This is a genomic window from Nocardioides sp., from assembly GCF_024509035.1.
In the GTDB taxonomy this organism is placed as follows: Bacteria; Actinomycetota; Actinomycetes; order Propionibacteriales; family Nocardioidaceae; genus Nocardioides.
Map to the genome: position 1 here is coordinate 1 of NZ_JANINT010000135.1, position 5,449 is coordinate 5,449.

Below are 5,449 nucleotides of genomic sequence, written 5' to 3' on the forward strand. Positions count from 1 at the left end.
TCGAGGTCGCGGCCGCCACCCGGATGCCGTGGCACCCCGGCCGGTGCGCCGTGGTATCGGTGGCCGGGGAGGTCCTCGGCCACGCCGGCGAGCTGCACCCCAAGGTCTGCCAGGCGTTCGGGCTGCCGCAGCGCAGTGCCGCGGTGGAGGTCGACCTCGACGCGCTGATGCGCCACGCGCGCGACGTGACGCCCGGCCCGGAGTTCTCGACGTACCCCCTCGCCAAGGAGGACGTCGCGCTGGTCGTCGACGAGACGGTCCGCGCAGCGGACGTCGAAGCGGCGCTGCGCGAGGGCGCGGGCGAGCTCCTGGAGTCGATCCGGCTCTTCGACGTCTACACGGGCGCCCAGGCGGGTGAGGGGCGCAAGTCGCTCGCGTTCGCCCTGCGGTTCCGGGCTCCCGACCGCACGCTGACCGAGGAGGAGACGGCAGCCGCGCGCGACGCGGCGGTCGCGCTCGCCTCCGAGCGGACCGGTGCCGTCCAGCGCAGCTGACGAGCCGACGGCTCCCCGCCTCGGGGTCCTCGACGACGTCACGTGGGAGGGGGAGCCGGTCCCCGGCGAGCGCACGCACGCGCTGCTGCGCAGCCTGGTCGACGCCGGGCCGCGCGGACTCGGCGAGAGCGCGCTCGTCGAGGAGGTGTGGGGCGACGACGTCCCCGCCAACCCGACGAAGGCGCTCCAGGTGGTCGTCTCGCGTGCGCGGGCGGCCACCGGAGCCGATGTCATCGAGCGCACCGCTCGCGGCTATCGCCTCACCCTGGGCGTGGCCGACGTCGACGCCTGGGCGCTGCGGCCCGAGGGTCTCCGACTGGCGGCCGCGGGGGAGTACGCCGCCGCGCTGCCGCTCCTCGAGCGGGCTGTCCCCGACGACGAGGTGATGGAGGCGTTGCTGCGCTCGGTCGCCGGCGTGCACGGCGTCCCGGCCGCACTGGATCGCTTCGAGTCCTACCGCAGCGACCTCGCCGACCGCCTGGGCATCGACCCCGGGCCCGAGCTCCAGGCGCTGCACGCCGAGCTGCTCGTCCGCGACCGTCCGGTGCGCGAGGGGTTGCTCTACGAGGCGTCCCGCCTGATCGGACGCGACACCGACGTCGCCGCGCTGGCGCAGATGATCCGCTCCTCCCGGGTGACCTCGATCGTCGGCGCCGGCGGTCTGGGCAAGACCCGGCTGGCGCACCTGATGGGCCGGCTCGCCGAGCAGCCGGTGGTGCACTTCGTCGAGCTCGCGGGCGTCACCTCGCCCGAGGGCGTGGCGGTCGAGGTCGGCGACGTGCTCGGCGTCCGCGAGTCGGTCGCCGGCCGGCTCACGTCCGCGGCGGCGCGCCGCACCGACCTCGTCAGCCGGATCGTCGACCAGGTCGGCACCGCACCGTCCCTGCTGGTCCTCGACAACTGTGAGCACCTGGTGGAGGCCGTCGCCGACCTCGTGTCCGTGCTCGTCCTGCGCACGCCGTCGCTGCGGGTGCTGACCACGACCCGGGCACCGCTGGGCATCGGCGCCGAGCGTGTCTACCAGCTGCCGCAGCTCGGGCTCGACGACGCCGTGGAGCTCTTCTGCGAACGGGCCACGGCGGCCCGGCCCGGCGTACGCCTCGAGGAGGTGGAGGTGCGCTCGCTGGTGGCGCGGCTCGACGGACTGCCGCTCGCGGTCGAGCTCGCCGCCGCCAAGGTGCGGGTGATGTCCGTCGCGGAGATCGAGCGGCGCGTCGAGGACCGGTTCGCGCTGCTGCGCGGTGGCTCCCGCGACGCCCCCGAGCGCCACCAGACGCTGCTCGCGATGATCGACTGGAGCTGGAACCTGCTCCACGACGCCGAGCGCACCGCACTGCGGCGGCTCTCGGTGTTCCGCGACGGCTTCTCGCTCGGCGGGGCCGAGGCGGTCGTCGGCGGCGATGCCCTCGAGGCGCTGGCCAACCTCGTCGACCAGTCGTTGGTCACGGTGGTCGAGGGGACGGCCGACCTGCGCTACCGCCTGCTCGAGACCGTGCGCGAGTTCGGCCAGATGCAGCTCGTCGGGGCCGGCGACGACGTCGAGACGATCGCCCGGCTGCGCGGATGGGGCCTGGGCTTCGCGGCGCGCGCCGCGGCGCGGCTGTTCGGGCCGCACCAGGTCGAGACGATGGCCGAGATCCGCACCGAGGAGGGCAACCTCGTCGACCTGCTCCGCCGCTGCCTGCGGGAGGCGGACGCGGACGCCGTCATCGCCCTGATCGCCTGCCTCTCGGACTACTGGACGATCGAGGGCAGCCACCTCAAGGTCGTCAACATCGCGCCCGAGGTCGAGGAGCTCGTGGTCGACGTCGAGGTCGGCGCCGACCTCGAGGAGGCTTACCGCACCACGCTGGTGGCGATCGCGTTCAACTCGCTGATCTTCTCCGACTCAGTGGACGGGCGGGCGTTCGACCGGCTGGAGGAGCTGGGTGTGGGCGGCAGTGGAGGCCGCAGCGACATCGCCGCCACGGTGCTGCTCGCCGCGCGCCGCAGCATCGGCGAGGACCGCGCCGACCTGCTCGAGGAGCTCTGCAGCCACGAGGACCCGCGGGTGGCCCAGCTGGCGATGCAGTGGTCGAGCCAGTTCTACGAGAACCAGGGGGAGGTGCGGCTCGCCCAGGAGCGCGCACTGCAGTCGCTCGCGCTGGCGGACGACGAGCACGGCCCCTGGGGTGCGGCGCTGATCCGTGCCCAGCTGGCCGGCCTGACCATGCAGACCGGCGACATGCAGGAGGCCATGGTCTACGCCCGGGACGCGATCCCCGTGCTCGAGGCCCTCGGTGCGCAGGAGGACGTCGCCCAGCTCAAGGCCGTCAGCGCGTTGGGCGCCATGGCGGAGGGCCGGATCGACGAGGCGGAGCGGATCTTCGACGCCATCGCGGCCGAGGACCTCGGCACCGGCATCTTCGGGGCAGCGATCGTGCTGCTCTGCGGACGAGCCGAGCTCGACCTCGCCGCCGGCCGCACCGAGCTCGGGCTGCGCCACTACCGCGATGCCGTGACGACGCTGTCGGAGCGGACCTTCCCCGGGTTCGAGGCGATGCTCGGCTACGAGCCGTGGACCCTGTACGCCGAAGCAGCGTCGGTGGCCGCCCACGTGCGGCACGGGCGGCGTGAGGACGCCGGGTACCTCCACAGCGACCTGCTCCGCCGAGCCCCCGACGTGCTCGCCGGGGTCATCGGCTTCCTGGACTACCCGGTGTTCGGGTCGGTCCTGTTCGCGCTCGCCGCGTGGGAGCTGGCCGAGCAGGCGCAGGCGGCGACCCCGGACCTCGAGCGGGCCGAGGCCGCCGTACGCCTGCTGGTCTATGCCGACCGGTTCGGCTACAACCGCCAGCTCCCCAGCCTGTCCTGGCCGCCGGCGCTCGGTCTCGCCGAGGCCGTGCTGCCCGGAGCCGAGGCGCTGGTGCGAGCCGAGGTGGCCGACCGTAGACCGACCCAGCTGCGCGACGAGGTGGGGGCGCTCGTGGCGGTGCTGGGGTCGTAGGCGGCCTCGGGGCGACCCGCCTCATGCTGTAACGCCGTGTTACCCCTTGTTCCCACCCGATTGCATCTGGGGTGGGAGAACGGGTAACACGGCGTTACAGCCCCGCCGGACCGCCGACCCTCACATCTTCCGCGAGTAGGACCGGACCGAGAGCGGGAGGAAGATCGCGACGACGGCCGCGCACCCCAGGACCGCCCAGGCGACGTCGGTGGTGACCTGGCCGTCGGTGGCCAGGTCACGGATCGCGGAGATCACGTGCGAGACCGGGTTGATGTCCGCGAAGGTCCGCAGCCAGGTCGGCATCGTGTCGGTGGGCACGAACGCGTTGGAGAGGAAGGTCAGCGGGAACATCACCATCAGCGAGATGCCCTGCACGCCCTGGGCGCTGCGGCCCACCGTGCCGAACCACGTGAAGATCCAGGCGATCGACCAGCCGGCGAACACCGCCAGCACGATGGCAGCCACGAGCCCGAGAGCGTCCGGACGATAGCCCATCGCGATGCCGACCCCGAAGGTCAGCACGGTCGCGATGAAGTAGCGCAGCATGTCAGCGAGCGCCGGACCCGCCAGCGGGGCGATGCGGGCGATCGGGAGCGACTTGAACCGGTCGAACACGCCCTTGTCCATGTCCTCCCGCAGCTGCACGCCGGTGGCCACGCAGGCGGTCAGGATCGTCTGGCCGATCAGGCCGGGGATGATCACCGGCAGGTAGCTGTCCACGTCGCCGGCGACCGCGCCGCCGAAGATGTAGGCGAACATGGCCGTGAACAGCAGCGGCTGGATCGTGACGTCGAACATCTGCTCGAAGTTCCGCTGCATCTTCTTGACCGCCCGCCATGCCATCGCCAGCGTCTGGTCGACGGTGTCGCGCAGTGTCGGGTGCGGGGCCAGGTCGAGCGCCGTACGCGCAGGCTGGCTCGGTGCGATGGTGGTCATGCGGGCACCTCCAGGGTGAGATCGGTCGACTCGTCCTCGGCGCCGTGGCCGGTGATCGCCATGAAGACCTCGTCGAGGGTCGGCTTCTGCACGGTGGCGCTCGCGATCGAGAGACCGGACTGCCGCAGCGCGATGAGCACCTCGGCGGCGTGGTTGGCGTCGACGAGCGCGACGTTCAACCCGCCGGCCTCGGGGGTGAGCACCGGCTCCTCGGAGAGCACCCGCCGTACGACGACGGCGGCGTGCTCGGTGTCGACCGGCTGCGACATCCGCAGCTGCAGGGTCGAGCTGCCCACCGAGGTCTTGAGCTCGTCGGGCGTGCCCTCGGCGACCTTGCGGCCACGGTCGATCACCGCGACCCGGTCGGCGAGCTGGTCGGCCTCGTCGAGGTACTGCGTGGTCAGCAGCACGGTGCTGCCGTCGCGCACCAGGTCGCGGATGGTGTCCCACATCTGCCCGCGGGTGCGCGGGTCGAGCCCGGTCGTGGGCTCGTCGAGGAAGATCAGCGGCGGGCGCGAGATCAGGCTCGCCGCCAGGTCCAGGCGGCGACGCATGCCGCCGGAGAACGCCGAGATCCGCTTGTCGGCGGCGTCGGAGAGCCCGAAGCGCTCGAGCAGCTCGCCGGCGGTCGCGCTCGCCCGCGACGAGCTCAGCCCGAGCAGCCGGCCGAAGAGCCAGAGGTTCTCGCGGCCGGTGAGGTTCTCGTCGACCGAGGCGTACTGGCCGGTGACGCCCACGAGCTGGCGCACCATGTGTGGCTGCCTGCGGACGTCGACGCCGAAGATGCTGGCCTCGCCGCCGTCGATCGGCAGGAGGGTGGCGAGCATCTTGAGCATGGTGGTCTTGCCTGCGCCGTTGGGTCCGAGCACGCCGAAGACCTCACCGCGGCGCACCTCGAGGTCGACCGTGGCGACCGCTCGCTGCGCCCCGAACGTCTTGACGAGTCCGGCGGCCGCGACGGCCAGGTCGGTCTCAGGGGTCGTTGTCATGGCCCCAGCGTGGGAGCCGCCGGTTTCACCCGGCCTTCAGCACG

The 5,449-nt window shown here is 72.7% G+C and carries 3 protein-coding genes and 1 pseudogene; 2 read left to right on the top strand and 2 right to left on the bottom strand.

The genetic code is table 11. The annotated features are described in order from the left end of the window. Both Q0L15_RS10915 and Q0L15_RS10920 read left to right on the top strand, forming a co-directional pair. Positions 1–494 (top strand): annotated as a pseudogene (locus tag Q0L15_RS10915) (phenylalanine--tRNA ligase subunit beta); the annotation flags it as partial. Continuing rightward, positions 475–3,480 (top strand): BTAD domain-containing putative transcriptional regulator, encoded by a 3,006-nt coding sequence (locus tag Q0L15_RS10920; RefSeq protein ID WP_296604304.1) that lies wholly within the window; start codon positions 475–477, stop codon positions 3,478–3,480. The pseudogene Q0L15_RS10915 and the gene Q0L15_RS10920, both read left to right, overlap by 20 nt. Before the next feature lie 120 nt (positions 3,481–3,600). On the opposite strand, the gene Q0L15_RS10925 is transcribed toward Q0L15_RS10920, so the two are convergent. Next, a complete protein-coding gene (locus Q0L15_RS10925) occupies positions 3,601–4,416 on the bottom strand; it encodes an ABC transporter permease (protein ID WP_296604305.1) in 816 nt (271 codons plus the stop codon). Next, on the bottom strand, positions 4,413–5,405 hold the full coding sequence (locus tag Q0L15_RS10930; protein WP_296604306.1) for an ATP-binding cassette domain-containing protein: 993 nt from the start codon (positions 5,403–5,405) through the stop codon (positions 4,413–4,415). The genes Q0L15_RS10925 and Q0L15_RS10930 overlap by 4 nt, the downstream gene beginning before the upstream one ends. Positions 5,406–5,449 lie beyond the last annotated feature (44 nt).

Bases quoted from the DNA above. Each gene is read 5' to 3' on its own strand.
- Q0L15_RS10925 (WP_296604305.1), bottom strand. From the start codon at position 4,416: ATGACCACCATCGCACCGAGCCAGCCTGCGCGTACGGCGCTCGACCTG.
- Q0L15_RS10930 (WP_296604306.1), bottom strand. From the start codon at position 5,405: ATGACAACGACCCCTGAGACCGACCTGGCCGTCGCGGCCGCCGGACTC.